Origin of the sequence: Streptomyces collinus (assembly GCF_031348265.1) — a bacterium.
Lineage (GTDB): Bacteria > Actinomycetota > Actinomycetes > Streptomycetales > Streptomycetaceae > Streptomyces > Streptomyces collinus.
Map to the genome: position 1 here is coordinate 5,839,572 of NZ_CP133771.1, position 16,542 is coordinate 5,856,113.

Sequence of the window (16,542 nt, forward strand, 5' to 3'; positions counted from 1 at the left end):
GGTACCGGACGGGCCGCGCGGGACGCGTGCCGTACGAGGTAGGAGGGGCGAGAGGGTTCGGTGGGGTCGGAGGGCCATCGGCGCGGCCATCGGCACGAACAGCCATCGGCACGGACGGCCCTCGGCACGGACGGCCGGGATCGCCACCACCATGCTTGCCCGGCTGACCGTGCGAAGGGCCTGTTTTCGGCCCGGTCGGGTCAGAGAGCCTGCTTGCGCGTGAGGTGGTTGAAGGCCAGCCAGCCCGGCAGCACGGGCAGCCACAGCGTCAGCAGACGGAACAGCAGGACCGCCGGTGCCGCGACCTCCTTCGGGAGCCCGACGGCGATCAGACCGACCGTCAGGGTCGCCTCGACCGCGCCCACACCGCCCGGTGTCGGCGCCGCCGATCCCAGGGCGTTGCCCGCGAGGAAGACGACGGCGACGCTGGCGAGGCTGATCGACGTCGACTCGTCGCCGAACGCGCGGATCGAGGCGTCCAGGCACATCACGAAGCAGGCGGTCAGCAGCAGCATGCCGCCGATGCCGGTGACCAGCTTCTGCGGCCGCTGCAGCACGTCCAGCATGCGCGGCACGACACCCGCGAACAGCGACCGCACACGCGTGGCGACGAACTTGCGCAGGAACGGCACCGACGTCGCCACGAGGACGAGCACCGCCACCGTCAGCAGACCGGCGATGACCGTCCGGGACGGTGACAGCGACGGCGTCTTCTCGGTGCCGGTCAGATACCCGAAGGCCAGCAGCATCAGGATGTGACAGCCGAGCCCGAACAGCTGCGAAGCGCCGACACTCGCCACCGCGAGCCCCGGCCGCACGCCCGCGCGCTGGAGGAAGCGCGTGTTCAGGGCGACTCCGCCCACCGCCGCTGGGGCGACGATCTTCACGAACGATCCCGCGACCTGTGCCGCCACGGTCCGTACGAACGGCACCCGCTCGGGCACGAATCCCAGCAGCGCCATCGCCGCCGCCACATAGCTGCACATCGAGAACAGCACGGCCGCGGCGACCCAGCCCCACTCGGCGTTCGCGATGAGCGGCCCGAACTCGATGTGCGTGAGCTGTGTCAGCAGGAAGTACGCGCCGATCGCGCCGGCCATGAAACTGATCAGCGTGCGCGGCCGCACCCGCTCCAGCCGGGCCGGCTCGACGGGTGCCTGCGGCCTGATCCGCAGTACCGCGTGCCGGATCTGCGTGAGCAGGTCCTCCTCGCGCGCCTCCTCCACGGCCTCGTCGATCGCCCGCTTCTCGGCCCGCTGCTCCGCCCGTACGGCCTTCTTGTCGGGCTTCTCGGGGACGTGCGCCGTTTCGCCCACGTCCCCCTCCAAACGGGCCTGTTTGGCCTGCCGGGACGCCTCCAGGACCGCGTCGCGCTCGCGCTGTGCCCGCTCACGCGCCAGTCTGCGCAGCGTCGCGCGGGTGGAGCGGCTGAGGGCGATGGGCTGGAGCATCGGCAGGCAGTCCGCCACCGCGTCCGGACCGAGCACGCCCACCGCCGAGGCGACCGCCCGCTCGGCGCCCACCCGGAGGCCGAGCGTCACGAGCAGCTGGGAGGTGTCCATGCGCAGCAGCAGATCACCGGCCGCGATCTCGCCGACGCGCAGGTCGGTGAGGATCACCGTGCCGGAACGATCCACCAGAATCGCGTCGCCCACCAGCCTGCGATGCGCGATGCGCCGCGACTGGAGGGCCTTCACCTGGTGCCAGGTGTCGCGCATCAGGTCGTCGGTGATCTCCTCGTCCGACAGCGAGTCGAGGGTGCGTCCGCCGCTGTGCTCGTAGACGAGCATCACCGCGTCGGGGCCGAGCTCGGAGGTGGCGATCAGCTTGGGCGCGTTGGCGCCGGCCGCGATCGCCGCGTACGCCAGCAGGGCCTCCTGCTCCAGGGCCTGCCGCAGCGACTGGAGGCTGCTGCGGGTGGCGAAGCCGCGCAGGGTGAGGTTGCGCCAGGCACGGTAGAAGAAGCCCTGTGCCTGCTGCTCACGGTCGACCACTGTCACGTCCAGGGGCGGGCCGTCCTCCAGCGTGACGAAGTAGCGCCGGCCTCGGTCCCCGGTATCCGGATTGTCCGAGGTGTCCTCGCGGGACGCGCTGACGGGGCGGAAGCCGACGGTCCGCAGGCCGGCCATCAGCGTCTGTCCGGTGGGGCGGACGTTGGGCGAGCCGACCGCGTACAACGTGCCGTAGGCCACGGTCCAGCCGATCAGCACGGTCAGGATGATCGAGAACGGCGTCGTGTACCCGGTGACGAGCATCGAGAAGGCGTCGAGGAGCAGCACGACCCACAGCACCGCGCGCCAGCGCGGTCTGCGCGACATGCCGACGGCCGTCATGTAGGCGATGACCGGGGCCAGATAGCCGTGCACGGGATCGGTCAGGGCGTGGATGTCACCGGGGGAGGGCTGGGTGAGCGCCTCCTGGATCGAGTCGGGGGCGGCCCGGGCCACCCACAGGTCCGTGGCGAGGGTCACACCATGTGCGAGGACCGCCGCGAGCACACCGTCGGCGATGCGCAGTCCGTCCCGTTTGATCAGCCGCTCGATGGCGAAGGCGACCGGTACCAGCAGGATCGCGATGCTGGAGGCCAGACCTGCGATCTTGATGAGCAGGTCGGGCGCCTGACCGGTGCCCTTGTTGATGTCCTGTTCGAGGCCCGAGGTGGTGCCGTGCGCGAACGCCGCGATGCCGATCAGGATCGCGACGGCGAGCACGCCCACCAGCAGGCGCATCAGGTCGGAAGGGCGGTGCACGCGCGCGGGGAGCAGCGGTTCGTCGCCCTCCACCTCGTCGATGTGCGCGAAGTCGGGCTCCTCGGCGGCCGCGCGGTTCTTCTTCGCGACCCCCTTCGGGCCGTCGTCCGGTGTGCCCGGGCGCGACGAAGCGTCAGAGGTGCCTTCCGTGTCCTCGGGGTGCGCACCCTGCTGCTTCATCGTCTCTTCTTGGTCTCGTATCACCGGTCACCGCCCGCACGATGGTGGCATGCCGCACCGGCACACGGGGCAATCAGGGTGCACATGCGGGGGCGGACAGTCTGCCCGACGCGCTCCTGCCGGGCGAGCAGAACGCTCCGGAGCACGCCCGGCCCGTTGTCGGTGGGGTCGGGCAGGATGGGGCGGATGAGTGAGCAGAGCCCTGAGGGTGGCCCGTACGCGGACGAGCCCGCGCATGCGCTGCCCGAGTACGCCGAGCGCGTCCTCGACGTCGCCGAACTGATTCCGCCGGGCCGCGTCATGACCTACGGGGACGTCGCCGAATGGCTGGAACAAGGTGGCCCGCGCCAGGTCGGCCGGGTGATGGCGCTCTACGGGGGAGCCGCCCCGTGGTGGCGGGTCGTCCGCGCGGACGGCGTCCTGCTGCCGGGGCACGAGCAACGGGCGCTCGGACACTACCGGGCGGAGGGCACGCCCTTGAAGGAGGCGAGCCGCGCCGCCGAGGGTCACCTGCCGCGCATCGACATGAGACGGGCGCGGTGGGACGGCGGTGATCGCGCGGAGGGTCACACCTGACAGCTTCCGCCATAGGACGGCCTCCTGTGTGACCCGTGATCCGTACGGGGGAATCGGGGCACACCGGCGGCATGACGTACGTTCGTGAGTGGAGGGGCACGAGTGCCGGCAGTGCTGTGAGTGACCGGTGGGAAGAAGGGGAAGCCCTGCTTCCGCCTCACTCGTCGGCGTAGCGTCGGCTGCGCGTGCCTCCGTCACCCCGCGGTCACCGCCCGCCACGCGCGGTGTCCCCCAACCAGTACTTCCACCAGAACCGGCGAACCACGTGAGCTCCTCTTCCTCCACCAGCGGCCTGTCGCACCCCCGGGTGCGGCGGGGGAACCGTGGCGCTTACCGACTGGTACGTACCCCTCCTGCCCGCATGGACCCCCCTCGTTTGGACGCCGCTCAGCGCTCCGTGGTTGACCACACGGCGGGTCCGCTCCTCGTCCTCGCAGGTCCGGGCACCGGCAAGACCACCACCCTCGTCGAGTCCGTGGCCGGGCGCGTGGCCCGGGGCGGCGACCCCGAGCGCGTCCTGGTGCTCACCTTCAGCCGCCGGGCGGCGGTCGAGCTGCGCGACCGCATGGCCCGGCGGGCCGGGGCCGCCCGCGCTCCCCAGGCGACCACCTTCCACTCTTTCTGCTACGCCCTGGTCCGCGCCCACCAGGACAGCGCCCTGTTCGTGGAGCCGCTGCGGCTGCTGTCCGGCCCCGAGCAGGACGTCTCGGTGCGCGACATGCTCGCGGGCCAGCTGGATCTGGAACGGCTCGGGCTCGCACACGTGCGCTGGCCCGACGAACTGCGCGCCTGCCTGACCACCCGCGGTTTCGCCGACGAGGTCCGCGCGGTCCTGGCCCGCAGCCGTGAACTGGGCCTCGGGCCCGATGCCCTGGACGCCTTCGCCCACCGCACGGGACGGCCCGACTGGCGCGCCGCGGCCGCCTTCCTCGCCGAGTACCTCGACGTGCTCGACCTCCAGGGCGTGATCGACTACGCGGAACTCGTCCACCGCGCGGTGCTCCTCGCCCGCCGCCCCGAGGTCGCGGCGTGGCTCGCCGCCCGCTACGACGCCGTCTACGTCGACGAGTACCAGGACACGGATCCCGCTCAGGTACGGCTGCTGGACGCCCTGGCCGGCGGCGGCCGCACGCTCGTGGCCTTCGGGGATCCCGACCAGTCGATCTACGCGTTCCGCGGCGCCGACGTGAACGGCATCCTGGACTTCCCGCACGCCTTCCCCCGCGCGGACGGGCGCCCGGCCCCCGTCACCGTGCTGCGCACGTCCCGCCGCTCCGGGGCCGGTCTGCTGGCCGCCACCCGGCTGCTCACCCAGCGCATGCCGCTGACCCGGCTGCCCGCCGAGAAGGTGCGCGCCCACCGCGAACTCGCCCCCGTACGGGACGGCGGCCGCGTCGAGGCGTACACGTACCCGACGTCGGGGACGGAGCTGGACAACATCGCCGACATCCTCCGCAGGGCACACCTGGAGGACGGCGTCCCGTGGAAGGACATGGCCGTCCTGGTGCGCGCCGGCTCCCGCACCATCCCCACGGTCCGCCGCGCCCTCACGGCGGCGGGCGTCCCCGTCGACGGCGACGGGGACGACGTGCCGCTGCGGCACGAACCTGCGGTGGCACCGCTGCTGACGGCGTTGCGGGCGGTGGCCCTGGCGGAGGCCGCCGGGGGTGCCGAGAGGAACACGGCGGCCGACGGTGCGGCCGCCGGGACTGCCGAGAGGACCACGGCGGCCGACGGTACTCCCGACGCGGAGCCGACCGCCTCCTGGCTCGACACCGAGACCGCCCTCACTCTCCTGACCTCACCCCTCGCGAGCATGGACGCGGCCGACCTGCGCCGCCTCGGCCGCGCCCTGCGCGATGAGGAACGGGCCGCCGGAAACCCGCTGCCGCCGCCCTCCGACGTGCTGCTCGCGCAGGCACTCGCCGAGCCGGAGCGTCTGGCCGTGCACGACCCCGCGTACGCGCGCGGGGCCCAGCGCCTCGGTGCACTGCTGCGCAAGGCCCGCGAGCGCCTGGCCGGCGGCGGTACGGCCGAAGAGGCCCTGTGGGACCTCTGGGAGGGCACGCCCTGGCCCGCCCGACTGGAACGGTCCGCCCGCCGGGGCGGCGCCGCCGGGCGCAACGCGGACCGCGACCTGGACGCCGTCTGCGCCCTGTTCGCCACCGCGGCCCGTGCAGAGGAACGCACCGGCGGCCGGGGCACCCTGAACTTCCTGGAGGAGATCGACGCCGAGGACATCGCCGCCGACACCCTCGCGCGGCGCACCGTACGCCCCGACGCCGTCCGCCTGATGACGGCGCACCGCTCCAAGGGCCTTCAGTGGCGCCTCGTGGTCGTGGCGGGGGTCCAGGAGGGCCTGTGGCCGGACCTGCGCCGCCGCGGCTCCCTCCTGGAGGCCGACCGCATCGGCCGCGACGGACTCGCCGAACCCCTCACCCCCGGTGCGCTGCTCGCCGAGGAGCGCCGCCTGTTCTACGTGGCCGCCACGCGCGCGAGCGAGCGTCTCGTCGTCACCGCGGTCAAGGCCCCCGCGGACGACGGCGACCAGCCCTCCCGCTTCCTGACCGAACTCGGCGTCGAACCCAAGGACGTCACAGGGCGCCCGCGCCGTCCCCTGTCCGTCGCGGCGCTCGTCGCCGAACTGCGGGCCACGACGGTCGACCCGCGCGTCTCCGACGCACTCCGGGAGGCCGCCGCCCGCCGCCTGGCCCGGCTCGCCGCCCTCGCGGACGAGGACGGCCGCCCCCTGGTGCCGTCCGCGCACCCCTACCGCTGGTGGGGCATGTTCGAGCCGACCGAGTCCAAGGTGCCGCTGCGCGACCGCGACCAGCCCGTCGTGCTCTCCGGCAGCGCCCTCGACCAGCTCGCCAACACCTGCGCCCTGCAATGGTTCCTGGGCCGCGAAGTGAAGGCCGACGCACCCGCTACGGCCGCCCAGGGCTTCGGCAACGTCGTGCACGTCCTCGCCGACGAGGTCGCCTCCGGGCACACACCGGCCGACCTCGGGGTCCTCATGGAGCGCCTCGACTCCGTGTGGAACGCGCTGGCCTTCGACGCACCGTGGAAGTCGGCCCAGGAGAAGGACAACGCGCGCGTGGCGCTCGAACGGTTCCTCCAGTGGCACGTCATGAACCGCACCGGGCGCACCCCGGTGGCCAGCGAGCACGACTTCGACGTCACCCTCGAAGCGGGCGACTACCAGGTGCGCATCCGCGGCCAGATGGACCGGGTCGAGGCCGACGGCGACGGCCGCGCCTACGTGGTCGACTTCAAGACCGGCAAGCAGGCGCCCGGTTCCAAGGAAGTGGAGCGCCACCCGCAGCTCGCCGTCTACCAGCTGGCCGTCCGCGAGGGCGCCGTCGACGAGGCCTTCGACGGCGTGCGTCCCGAGCCGGGCGGCGCCGAACTCGTCCACCTCCGGCAGGGAGCGGCCAAACGCGACGGCGGCGAGACCCTGCCCAAGGTGCAGGCCCAGGAGCCGCTGGAGGGGGAGTGGGTCGGCGACCTGCTCGCCACCGCCGCCGGCAAGGTCCTCGACGAACGGTTCACACCGACCGCCGGGCAGCACTGCACGCACTGCGCGTTCCGGGCCTCGTGCAGCGCCCGGCAAGAGGGGCGTCACGTCGTGGAGTGAGCTATCGCACCACAGGTGCTGACCTGCGCTTCCTCCTCCCCGGCGGCCCGCTCGGTCACCACTGTCAGTGGCCGCCGCTAGCCTTTCGATGTGCCCGCCAGAATCACCGATCCCGACCAGCTCAAGGAGCTCCTCGGCATCCCGTTCACCCCGGAGCAGACGGCCTGCATCACCGCGCCGCCCGCCCCGCAGGTGATCGTGGCCGGAGCCGGCTCGGGCAAGACGACGGTGATGGCGGCGCGCGTGGTCTGGCTGGTCGGCACCGGCCAGGTCGCCCCAGAGCAGGTGCTCGGCCTCACCTTCACCAACAAGGCCGCCGCCGAACTCGCCGAGCGTGTCCGCAAGGCGCTGGTCAGGGCCGGCGTCACCGACCCGGACGCCATCGACCCGGACAACCCGCCGGGCGAGCCGGTCATCTCCACGTACCACGCGTTCGCGGGCCGCCTCCTGACCGACCACGGTCTGCGCCTCGGTCTCGAGCCCACCTCCCGGCTGCTCGCCGACGCCACCCGCTTCCAGCTCGCGGCGCGCGTCCTGCGCGAGGCCCCGGGGCCCTACCCGGCCCTGACCCGTTCCTTCCCGGACCTCGTCGGCGACCTCCTCGCCCTCGACGCCGAACTCGCCGAGCACCTCGTACGCCCGGAGGCACTGCGCGCGTACGACGCCGAACTGCTGCTGACCCTGCGGGGCGCCAAGCTCAGCAACGCCGACCTGCGCAAGGTCCCCGACGCGGCCGCCGCCCGGCGCGAACTCGCCGCGCTGGTCACCCGCTACCGGGCGGCCAAGCGCGAGCGGGACCTGCTCGACTTCGGCGACCAGATCGCCCTGTCGGCCCGGCTGGCCGGCGTCCCCGAAGTGGGCCACGTCCTGCGCGACGAGTTCCGGGTGGTTCTGCTCGACGAGTACCAGGACACGTCGGTCGCCCAACGCGTCCTCCTGGCGGGCCTGTTCGGCGAGGGCACCGGCCACCCCGTCACCGCCGTCGGCGACCCCTGTCAGGCGATCTACGGCTGGCGCGGCGCCTCCGTCGCCAACCTCGACGACTTCCCCGAGCACTTCGCCCACGCCGACGGCCGCCCCGCGACCCGCCAGGCCCTCAGCGAGAACCGCCGCAGCGGCGGCCGCCTCCTCGACCTCGCCAACGGCCTCGCGGAGCCCCTGCGCGCCCTGCACGCGGGCGTGGAGGCACTCCGCCCGGCCCCCGGCGCCGAACGCGACGGCTTGGTCCGCTGCGCCCTGCTGCGCACCCACGCCGAGGAGATCGACTGGGCCGCCGACTCCGTCGCCCACCTCGTCCGGACCGGGACGGCACCCGGCGAGATCGCCGTGCTGTGCCGCACCGCGACCGACTTCGCCGAGATCCAGGGCGCCCTGGTCGCCCGGGACGTCCCCGTCGAGGTCGTCGGCCTGTCCGGCCTGCTGCACCTGCCCGAGATCGCCGACCTCGTCGCCGTCTGCGAGGTCCTCCAGGACCCCGGCGCCAACGCCTCCCTGGTGCGCCTGCTCACCGGCCCGCGCTGGCGCATCGGCCCGCGCGACCTCGCCCTGCTGGGACGGCGCGCCCGGCTTCTCGTGGCCCACGCGCGCGTTGCGGACGACGACGACCGGGACCGCCGCCTCGCCGAAGCCGTCGAAGGGGTCGACCCGTCCGAGGTGATCTCCCTCGCGGACGCCCTCGACACGTTCCTGGAGACACCGCTGGACGGCCGCGGTGACGACGACGGACTGCCGTTCTCGCCCGACGCGCGCGTGCGCTTCGCCCGGCTGGCCACCGAACTGCGCGAGCTGCGCCGCTCCCTGGCCGACCCCCTGATGGACGTCCTGCACCGCGTCCTCGCCGTCACCGGCCTGGAGGTCGAGCTGTCGGCGTCCCCGCACGCCCTGGCAGCACGCCGCCGCGAGACCCTGTCCAACTTCCTGGACGTCGCCGCCTCCTTCGCCGCCGGCGACAACGAGGCGTCGCTGCTCGCCTTCCTGGGTTTCCTGCGCACCGCCGCCCAATACGAGAAGGGGCTCGACAACGCCCTCCCCGGCGGCGAGAACACCGTCAAGGTGCTCACCGCCCACAAGTCCAAGGGCCTGGAGTGGGACGTCGTGGTGGTCCCCGGCCTGGTCACCGGCACCTTCCCCAGCAGCCAGGGCCGCGAGAAGTGGACCTCCCAGGGCAAGGTCCTGCCGCACGTGCTGCGCGGCGACGCCGAGACCCTGCCCGACGTGACGTCCTGGGACGCCAAGGGCCTGAAGGCCTTCCACGAGGCCATGAAGGACCACCAGCACACCGAGGAACTCCGCCTCGGCTACGTCACCTTCACCCGCCCCCGCTCCCTGCTCCTGGGCTCCGGCCACTGGTGGGGCCCCACCCAGAAGAAGCGCCGCGGCCCGTCCGCGTTCCTCCAGGCCCTCTACGAGCACTGCGAGGCCGGGTACGGCGAGATCGAGGCCTGGGCGGACGAACCCGCCGACGACGAGGAGAACCCGGCCCTGCACCGGGCGACGGCCGACCAGGTGTGGCCCCTGCCCCTGGACGCGGCAGCCCTGGCACGCCGCCGCGCGGCAGCCGAGACCGTCCTGGCCCACCTGGAGAGCCTCGCGTCCCCCGAGGACGGGCACCCCGCGGCCACACACGACCCGGACGCCCTCGACGACCCGGAGTGGCCCCCGCCGCCCGAGGACGACGAGCCCCCGTACGACGAACCGGACCCCTTCGACGAGGCACCGTTCGACGACGTCCCCTTCGACGAGGAGCCCTTCGAAGAGGTCTCCGGCGAAGACCCGGCGGACGCGGACGCCCCACCCGTGGCCCACCCCACCGTCCCCCACCAGGCGGCCCCGCCGGAGCCCCCGGCCACCCGCCCTCACCCCGGCCCCGGGCATCCCGGCCCCCGGGGCCGGGCACATCCGCACCTCACCCCGGAGGAGGCCCGCACCGTCTCCTCCTGGGACCGCGACCTCGACGCCCTCACCGGAGAGCTCCTGCGCGCCCGTGACAGCGTCACCGAGGTGCCCCTGCCCGCGTCCCTCACGGCCTCCCAGCTGATGCACCTGGCCGCCGACCCGGACGGCTTCGCCCAGGAACTGGCCCGCCCCATGCCGCGCCCGCCCCAGCCCGCAGCGCGCCGCGGCACCCGCTTCCACGCCTGGGTCGAGGCCCGCTTCGAGGAACTCACGCTGCCCATGCTGGAGCCGGAGGAACTGCCCGGCAGCGACGCCGAGATCGCCGACGAGCAGGACCTGGAGGCGCTCAAGGAGGCCTTCGAACGCACCGCGTACGCACGCCGCACGCCCCACCGGGTGGAGGCCCCCTTCCAGCTCGCGATCGGCGGCCGGATCGTCCGGGGCCGCATCGACGCCGTGTACAAGGAGGGCGACGGGGAGGACGCGACATACGAGATCGTCGACTGGAAGACCAGCCGCTCCCGCGCCGCCGACCCGCTCCAGCTGGCCATCTACCGGCTGGCCTGGGCCGAGCAGCAGGGCGTGCCCCCGGAGTCGGTCACAGCCGCGTTCCTGTACGTGCGCAGCGGGGAGGTCGTGCACCCGCGGGACCTGCCCGGCCGGGCCGCACTGGAGCGGCTGCTCCTGGACGAGCCGTCGGAAGGGGCGCCCGGTGAGGAACCGCACTCCGAGGACGTCCGTGCGGGCCGATAGGCTCGTGACCATGAGCCAGACCCCGGACAGCGTCGTCCGTACGTACATCCAGCAGCACCGCGCCGCCTTCCTCGACGACCTCGCCGAGTGGCTGCGCATCCCGTCGGTGTCCGCCCAGCCGGACCACGCGCCCGACGTACGACGCAGCGCCGACTGGCTCGCCGCCAAGCTGAAGGAGACCGGCTTCCCGACGGCCGAGGTCTGGCAGACCCCGGGCGCGCCCGCCGTCTTCGCCGAGTGGCCCTGTGAGGACCCGCACGCACCCACCGTGCTGGTCTACGGCCACCACGACGTGCAGCCCGCCGCCCGGGAGGACGGCTGGGACAGCGAGCCGTTCGAGCCGGTCGTGCGCGGGAACCGCCTCTACGCGCGCGGGGCCGCAGACGACAAGGGCCAGGTGTTCTTCCACACCCTGGGTGTGCGCGCCCACCTCGCCGCCACCGGCCGCAGCACCCCGGCCGTGCACCTCAAGCTGATCGTCGAGGGCGAGGAGGAGTCCGGCTCGCCGCACTTCCGTGCCCTGGTCGAGCAGCACGCCGAGCGGCTCGCCGCCGACGCCGTGATCGTCTCCGACACCGGCATGTGGTCCGAGGACACCCCCACCGTGTGCACCGGCATGCGCGGCCTTGCCGAATGCGAGATACGCCTGTACGGCCCCGACCAGGACATCCACTCCGGTTCCTTCGGCGGCGCGGTGCCCAACCCGGCGACGGCGGCCGCCCGCCTCGTCGCCGCCCTGCACGACGAGCACGCGCGCGTGGCGATCCCGGGCTTCTACGACGGCGTGGTCGAACTCACCGACCGCGAGCGCGAACTCCTCGCCGAGCTGCCCTTCGACGAGCAGCAGTGGCTGCGCACGGCCAAGTCGTACGCCGCTGAGGGAGAGGCCGGGTACACCACCCTGGAGCGGATCTGGGCCCGCCCCACCGCGGAGGTCAACGGCATCGGCGGCGGCTACCAGGGCCCCGGCAGCAAGACGATCGTCCCCTCCTCCGCCCTGGTGAAGCTGTCCTTCCGCCTGGTGGCGGGGCAGGACCCCGGGCAGGTGGAGAAGGCCGTCCGCGCCTGGTCCGAGCAGCAGGTGCCGCCGGGGATCCGCTGCGACATCACCTTCAGCGGCGCCACGCGCCCGTGCCTGACGCCGCTGGACCACCCGGCCCTCCGGTCGGTCACCCGCGCCATGGGCCGGGCCTTCGAAAAGCCGGTCCGCTTCACGCGCGAGGGCGGCTCCGGACCGGCTGCCGACCTCCAGGACGTCCTCGACGCCCCGGTGCTGTTCCTGGGCATCTCCGTCCCCTCGGACGGCTGGCACGCCCCGAACGAGAAAGTCGAACTCGACCTGCTCCTCAAAGGCGTCGAGACCGCCGCGTACCTGTGGGGTGACCTCGCCGAGAACTGGCGCCATGCGCCCTGAGCGTCCTGTTCCGTCCGGACCGGGCATGCGCGCGGGGCACACTGGAAGCGCCGCCCCGCACCGCCCGAGCCCGCCGGACCCGGTCGCCCCCCGCCGTACGTCCCACTGAACCGCCCGCCGAACCCGACCGTTCCACCGGGGAGTTGGAAGCACCCGTGACCACCTGGACCGACCCCAGCGCCGACCGCCCCATCTCGCTCACCGCCCCGAGCGGCATCGACCGGGCCGCTCACCACCGGCTCGACGAGGCCTGGCTCGCGGCGGCGTGGAGCCACCCGACGACGCGCTGCTTCGTCGTCTCCGGCGGACAGGTCCTCATCGACGAGACGGCGGACGGGCACACCGAACTCGTCATGACCCCGTCCTTCGAGGCCCCTCTCACCGAGGCACACCGCTACTTCCTCGGCAACGACGAGGACGGCGTCAGCTACTTCGCCCTCCAGAAGGACTCCCTGCCCGGGCGCATGGACCAGTCCGCGCGCCCCGCGGGCCTGCGCGAGGCGGGCGCCCTGCTGTCGGCCCGCGACGTGGGCCTGATGGTGCACGCGGTGGGCCTGGAGAACTGGCAGCGCACCCACCGCTTCTGCTCGCGCTGCGGCGAACGCACCGTCATCGCCGCCGCCGGACACATCCGCCGCTGCCAGGCCTGCGGCGCGGAGCACTACCCGCGCACGGACCCCGCCGTGATCATGGCCGTGACCGACGAGGACGACCGCGTCCTGCTCGGCCGCCAGGTCCACTGGCCCGAGGGCCGCTTCTCGACGCTGGCCGGCTTCGTCGAGCCGGGCGAGTCCATCGAGCAGTCGGTGCGCCGCGAGGTCCACGAGGAGGTCGGCATCAGCGTCGGCCAGGTCGAGTACGTCGCCAGCCAGCCCTGGCCCTTCCCGTCCAGCCTCATGCTGGGCTTCATGGCCCGCGCCACCTCCACCGAGATCGAAGTCGACGGCGACGAGATCCACGAGGCCCGCTGGTTCTCCCGTGACGAGCTGCGCGCCGCCTTCGAGTCCGGCGAGGTGCTCCCGCCCTACGGCATCTCGATCGCGGCCCGCCTGATCGAGCTCTGGTACGGCAAGCCGCTCCCGACACGGAGCGCCGCCTGACGGGGTCGCCCGGATGACCGACCCGTACTGGAACCACAACGTCCATCACCATCGGGCGGTCCTCGCCGTTCCGGACGGCTGCCGCACGGCCCTGGCGTACGACTTCGTCAGCGCGGTCGCCGTGGTCCACCACGCCCCGTTCGAGCGGGCCGTCACCCGCCTCGCACGGCTCACCACGCCCGGTGGCCGTATGGCGATCGTCGGCATGGCCGCCAACCGGACGGTTCTGGACTGGCTTATCAGTGCGTGCGGCGTGCCGGTGAGCCCGCTGTACGCGCGTCGAAACGGCGGCAAACGCGGACCGGTCGGCATGCCGATGGAGGACGTGCACATGGCGTGGGCGGAGATCGGACGGGCGCTGCACCGTCTCCTGCCCGGCTGCGACGTTCGACGCACTCTGCTGTGGCGCTACATCGTGGTGTGGGACAAACCGCGAGAAGGCGGCTCCTGAGCTGTCTCAGGAGCCGCCTTCCCCGCACAGACATACGGCGACTAGACGCCGATCTTCTGCTTCACCTGCGCGAGCGACGGGTTCGTGAGCGTCGAGCCGTCCGGGAAGAGGACGGTGGGCACCGTCTGGTTTCCGCCATTCGCCTTCTCCACGAACGCGGCGGACTCCGGGTCCTGCTCGATGTTGATCTCGGTGTACGCGATGCCCTCGCGGTCCATCTGGCTCTTCAGCCGGCGGCAGTAGCCGCACCACGTGGTGCTGTACATCGTCACAGTGCCCAGCATGTCTCTCGTGCTCCTTCGGTGGCTCGGGGCGGGTGGTCGCAGTGGAGGAACGTATGTGAAAGGTCCACCATTCCCGGTGCCCGGGCCAGGCCCGGCGTGACGCCTGCCGCATTAGTACGACTATCAGTGCCTGCCTGTGGACAACCGGCGCAGCCGTCTCGCGCGACCTGGCAGCATGGCTGTGTGACAGCAGCAACGCACTCCACCCTGTTCCCGCAGGTACCGGACTCCGCGGACGCGGTGCTCGAAGGGCTCGACCCCGAGCAGCGCGAAGTGGCCACGGCCCTGCACGGTCCGGTGTGCGTCCTGGCGGGCGCGGGCACGGGCAAGACCCGGGCGATCACCCACCGCATCGCCTACGGAGTGCGCGCCGGCATCCTGCACCCCTCCAGCGTCCTCGCCGTCACCTTCACCAATCGCGCCGCCGGCGAGATGCGCGGCCGGCTGCGCCAGCTCGGCGCAGGGGGCGTCCAGGCGCGTACGTTCCACTCGGCCGCCCTGCGCCAGCTGCAGTACTTCTGGCCGAAAGCGATCGGCGGTGCCATGCCCCGGCTCGTCGACCGCAAGATCCAGCTCGTCGCCGACGCGGCGGCCGCCTGCCGCATCCGGCTCGACCGGGGCGAGCTGCGGGACGTCACCGCCGAGATCGAATGGTCCAAGGTCACCCAGACCGTCCCAGCCGACTACGCGCCCGCCGCCGCCAAGGCCGGCCGTGAGTCCCCCCGCGACCCCGCCGAGATCGCCCAGCTCTACGCCGCCTACGAGGACGTCAAGCGCGAGCGGTCCGTCATCGACTTCGAGGACGTCCTGCTGCTGACCGTGGCGGTCCTGCAGGACCGCCACGACATCGCCGACCAGATCCGCGCCCAGTACCAGCACTTCGTGGTCGACGAGTACCAGGATGTCAGTCCTCTCCAGCAGCGCCTGCTCGAACTGTGGCTGGGCGAGCGGGACAGCCTGTGCGTGGTCGGGGACGCCAGCCAGACGATCTACTCGTTCACGGGGGCCACCCCGGACCATCTGCTCGACTTCCGCACCCGCCACCCCGGTGCGACCGTCGTCAAGCTGGTCCGCGACTACCGTTCCACGCCCCAGGTCGTCCACCTCGCCAACGGTCTGCTCGCCCAGGCCCGGGGCCGGGCCGCCGACCACCGCCTGGAGCTCGTCTCCCAGCGCGCCGCGGGGCCCGAGCCGGTCTACGCCGAGTACACCGACGAACCCGCCGAGGCGGAAGGAGCGGCCCGCCGCATCCGCGAACTCGTCGACTCGGGAGTCCCGGCCTCCGAGATCGCCGTCCTCTTCCGCACGAACGCGCAGTCCGAGACCTACGAGCAGGCCCTCGCCGACGCCGCCGTGCCCTACCAGCTGCGCGGCGCCGAGCGGTTCTTCGACCGCCCGGAGGTGCGCAAGGCGGGCATCGCCCTGCGCGGCGCGGCCCGCTTCGGCGGCAACGACTCCCTCCTGGACGACGTCGTCGACCTTCCCTCCCAGGTGCGCGCGGTGCTGTCGGGAGAGGGCTGGACGACACAGCCACCGGCCGGCTCCGGCGCGGTGAGAGAGCGCTGGGAGTCCCTGGCCGCCCTGGTGAACCTTGCCCAGGACTTCGCCGCCGCCAGACCCGCCGCCACCCTGGCGGACCTCGTCGCCGAACTCGACGAACGGGCGAACGCCCAGCACGCCCCCACCGTGCAAGGCGTCACCCTCGCCTCCCTGCACTCGGCCAAGGGCCTGGAGTGGGACGTCGTGTTCCTGGTGGGCGTCGCCGAAGGCATGATGCCGATCACCTACGCCAAGACCGACGAACAGATCGAGGAGGAGCGCCGCCTCCTCTATGTCGGTGTCACCCGCGCGCGCGAACACCTCCATGTCTCCTGGGCGCTCTCCCGCTCGCCCGGAGGACGCCCGAGCCGCCGCCCCAGCCGCTTCCTCGACGGGCTGCGCCCCGGCTCGACGGCCACCGCGGGCCGCACCGCCGCCGGAGGAGCGGGCGGAATCGAGCGCGGAATCCCCGGAACCAGGGGGTCCGCCCCGAAACGGGCGCAGCGAGTCCCTGCCCGCTGCCGGGTCTGCGGCCGCACGCTGACCGACCCGGGCGAAATGAAGCTGATGCGCTGCGACGACTGCCCCTCCGACATGAACGAGGGCCTGTACGAGCGGCTGCGGGAGTGGCGCGCCGACCAGGCACGCAGCAGTGGCCAGCCCGCCTTCTGCGTGTTCACGGACAGGACGCTGATGGCGATCGCCGAGTCCGCCCCCGACGACGAGCGCGAGCTCGCCCGCATCCCGGGCGTCGGGATGCGCAAGCTCACCCGCTACGGCGCCGACGTACTGGCCATCTGCGCTGGCCAGTCACTGGCGGAGAGCACAGATCACGACTGACGCGAACTCGTCGAAAAAATAGTTTGCGCATGCCCCAGCAATCCCCATAGGTTCTTAGGCACGAGAGCAGCGGCCTTCTCGGAGGCCCTGATCCCGTGTTGTACTTGCATATCCGTTGGACTG

General features: G+C 72.9%; 9 protein-coding genes. 7 read left to right on the plus strand and 2 right to left on the minus strand.

Features of this window, described 5'->3' with window-relative positions; all coding sequences use genetic code 11:
- Positions 1–200: 200 nt before the first annotated feature.
- A complete protein-coding gene (locus RFN52_RS26700) occupies positions 201–2,930 on the minus strand; it encodes a lysylphosphatidylglycerol synthase domain-containing protein (protein ID WP_184849737.1) in 2,730 nt (909 codons plus the stop codon).
- Positions 2,931–3,116: 186 nt separating this feature from the next.
- Here RFN52_RS26700 and RFN52_RS26705 point away from each other — a divergent pair, with 186 nt between their 5' ends.
- The 6 genes from RFN52_RS26705 to RFN52_RS26730 all read left to right on the plus strand — a co-directional run bounded on the left by RFN52_RS26705 (position 3,117) and on the right by RFN52_RS26730 (position 13,756).
- Positions 3,117–3,506, plus strand: a complete 390-nt coding sequence (locus tag RFN52_RS26705; RefSeq protein ID WP_311241063.1) for an MGMT family protein — start codon at positions 3,117–3,119, stop codon at positions 3,504–3,506.
- Between the two features lie 265 nt (positions 3,507–3,771).
- Positions 3,772–7,143 carry an ATP-dependent helicase gene (locus tag RFN52_RS26710; RefSeq protein WP_184849741.1) on the plus strand — a complete coding sequence of 1,124 codons (3,372 nt, stop codon included), beginning with the start codon at positions 3,772–3,774 and terminating at the stop codon, positions 7,141–7,143.
- Between the two features lie 90 nt (positions 7,144–7,233).
- Positions 7,234–10,791, plus strand: coding sequence for an ATP-dependent DNA helicase (locus RFN52_RS26715; RefSeq protein ID WP_184849743.1), 3,558 nt, complete (start codon positions 7,234–7,236; stop codon positions 10,789–10,791).
- A gap of 10 nt (positions 10,792–10,801) precedes the next feature.
- Positions 10,802–12,205, plus strand: coding sequence for a dipeptidase (locus tag RFN52_RS26720; RefSeq protein ID WP_184849745.1), 1,404 nt, complete (start codon positions 10,802–10,804; stop codon positions 12,203–12,205).
- 155 nt (positions 12,206–12,360) lie between these two features.
- Positions 12,361–13,305, plus strand: coding sequence for an NAD(+) diphosphatase (gene nudC, locus RFN52_RS26725; protein WP_184849747.1), 945 nt, complete (start codon positions 12,361–12,363; stop codon positions 13,303–13,305).
- Positions 13,306–13,318: 13 nt separating this feature from the next.
- Positions 13,319–13,756, plus strand: coding sequence for a class I SAM-dependent methyltransferase (locus RFN52_RS26730; RefSeq protein ID WP_184849749.1), 438 nt, complete (start codon positions 13,319–13,321; stop codon positions 13,754–13,756).
- Between the two features lie 41 nt (positions 13,757–13,797).
- Here RFN52_RS26730 and RFN52_RS26735 read toward each other — a convergent pair whose 3' ends face one another.
- Positions 13,798–14,040, minus strand: coding sequence for a mycoredoxin (locus RFN52_RS26735; RefSeq protein WP_142159789.1), 243 nt, complete (start codon positions 14,038–14,040; stop codon positions 13,798–13,800).
- Positions 14,041–14,223: 183 nt separating this feature from the next.
- Between RFN52_RS26735 and RFN52_RS26740 the strand changes: the two genes are divergently transcribed.
- Entirely contained in the window at positions 14,224–16,419 is a 2,196-nt protein-coding gene (locus RFN52_RS26740; RefSeq protein ID WP_184849751.1) for an ATP-dependent DNA helicase UvrD2, read from the plus strand.
- The last annotated feature ends 123 nt before the right edge of the window (positions 16,420–16,542 follow it).